1 pseudogene is annotated in these 2,494 nt (G+C 68.1%); it reads left to right on the top strand.

Annotated elements, in window-relative coordinates:
- Positions 1 to 574: 574 nt before the first annotated feature.
- Positions 575 to 2,494: pseudogene (locus tag AC2W7C_RS16705) on the top strand (DNA gyrase subunit B); the annotation flags it as partial.

Genomic DNA, 2,494 nt, shown 5'->3' with positions numbered 1-2,494 from the left:
GGCCGCCCCTGCCCGCGGCGCGCGGACCGGGCGACCTGCCAACAACAGGCGTCACCGCCCGGCGCGCCGAAAACCGGCCGCGCGGAGCGTTCGCCTTTCGCCGAAACACACACCCTCACGGTCTCCGGGCGAAGGCCCGGACGCTCCGCCCAGCCTCCCAACCTCGCCCCGACCGGCGAGGACGAAGACGCATGCCTTCTCTCTCCCCTCCTGGGGAGGGTGGCTCGCGCAGCGAAACGGGGGGAAGCCCAAGAAGAACCGCGCTCGCGGATACGAACCCACCCTGTCGTCGCTTCGCGCCGACGTCCCTCCCTCTTCGGGGGAGGGAGAACGCCGACCCCGTCGTGTCCTTCGTGGCTTTCCTTTCTTCGTGGCCTTGGTGTGAACCCACCCAGGCCGGATACGAGCGCCGGACCCCCTCCGCCGACCCCTAAAAACCTCGCAATTCCGCCCGGTTTTCCTATATCTTGCGGGTTCCGGCGCGGATCAGATTCGCGCCCTCATCCCGGCCCCTCGAAGGCGCCCGAACGACCGATTCCAGGGCCCGCGAACGGGCCGCTTCACCGACGATTTGATGACCGATCAGACTCCCGACGACGCTGTCGCCCCGGCCGAATACGGCGCCGATTCCATCAAGGTCCTGAAGGGCCTGGACGCCGTCCGCAAACGCCCGGGCATGTACATCGGCGACACCGACGACGGCTCGGGCCTGCACCACATGGTCTACGAGGTGGTCGACAACGCCATCGACGAGGCCCTGGCCGGCCACGCCGATCTGGTCGAGGTCATCCTGAACGCCGACGGCTCGGTCACCGTCACCGACAACGGCCGCGGCATTCCGACCGCCATCCACGCCGAGGAAGGCGTCTCGGCGGCCGAGGTCATCATGACCCAGCTGCACGCCGGCGGTAAGTTCGACCAGAACTCCTACAAGGTCTCGGGCGGCCTGCACGGCGTCGGCGTCTCGGTGGTCAACGCCCTGTCCGACTGGCTGAAGCTGGTCATCTTCCGCGACGGCAAGCGCCACGAGATGCGCTTCGAGCGCGGCGACACCGCCGAAAGCCTGAAGGTCACCGGCGACGCTCCGATCCGCACCGACGGCGCCAAGGCCGGGGAGCCGCTGACCGGCACCCACGTCACCTTCTATCCCTCCATCACGACCTTCAGCCACATCGACTTCGACCTGAAGACGCTGGAGCACCGCCTGCGCGAGTTGGCCTTCCTGAACTCGGGCGTGGTCATCAAGCTGCGCGACGACCGGCACGCCGAACCCTTCGAGGAGATCCTGCACTACGAGGGCGGGGTGGAGGCCTTCGTGCGCCACCTGGACAAGTCCAAGTCGCCGATCCTCAAGGACGTCATCGTCATCCGCGGCAGGAAGGACGGGATCGAGCTCGACCTGGCCCTGTGGTGGAACGACAGCTACCACGAGACGATGCTGTGCTTCACCAACAACATCCCGCAGCGGGATGGGGGCACGCACCTGTCGGCCTTCCGCGCGGCCCTGACGCGCGTGATGAGCGGCTACATCGAGCAGGCCGGCGCCGCCCGCAAGGAGAAGGTCTCGGTCTCGGGCGAGGACGCCCGCGAGGGCCTGACCTGCGTCCTCTCGGTCAAGGTCCCGGATCCCAAATTCAGCTCCCAGACCAAGGACAAGCTGGTCTCGTCCGAGGTCCGTCCCGCCGTGGAGGGCCTGTGCCAGGAAGGCCTGTCCACCTGGTTCGAGGAGCATCCGGTCGAGGCCAAGATGATCGTCGCCAAGATCGTCGAGGCCGCCGCCGCCCGCGAGGCCGCGCGCAAGGCCCGCGAACTGACCCGGCGCAAGTCGGCCATGGAGATCTCCTCCCTGCCGGGCAAGCTGGCCGACTGCCAGGAGCGGGATCCCGCCAAGTCCGAACTGTTCATCGTCGAGGGCGATTCCGCCGGCGGCTCCGCCAAGCAGGCGCGCAACCGCGAGAACCAGGCGGTCCTGCCGCTGCGGGGCAAGATCCTGAACGTCGAACGCGCCCGCTTCGACCGCATGCTCAGCTCGGACCTGATCGGCACCCTGATCCTGGCGCTGGGCACCGGCATCGGCCGCGACGACTTCAACGCCGACAAGCTGCGCTACCACAAGATCATCCTGATGGCCGACGCCGACGTCGACGGCGCCCACATCCGGACCCTGCTGCTGACCTTCTTCTACCGGCAGATGCCGGAGCTGATCGAGCGTGGCCATGTCTACATCGCCCAGCCGCCGCTCTACAAAGTCTCCAAGGGCAAGCAGTCGCGCTACCTGAAGGACCAAGCCGAGATGGACGCCTACCTCATCGAGGAGGGATCGTCCGAGGCCGAGCTGGACCTGCCGTCGGGCGAGCGCCGCACGGGCATGGACCTGCAGGCTCTGGTGCGCGAGGCCAAGGCCTTCAAAGGCCGGGGTCGACCGCCTGTCCCAGCGCGCGCCGGCCTTCGCGATCGACAGGCGGACCCTGGCCGGCCTGTTCGCCGGAGGACG

It is taken from the genome of Brevundimonas sp. CURTG3B2_SDJG, assembly GCF_057364705.1.
The sequence above is the reverse complement of the archived record's forward strand: the minus strand, read 5'-3'. Positions and strand labels throughout refer to the sequence as shown.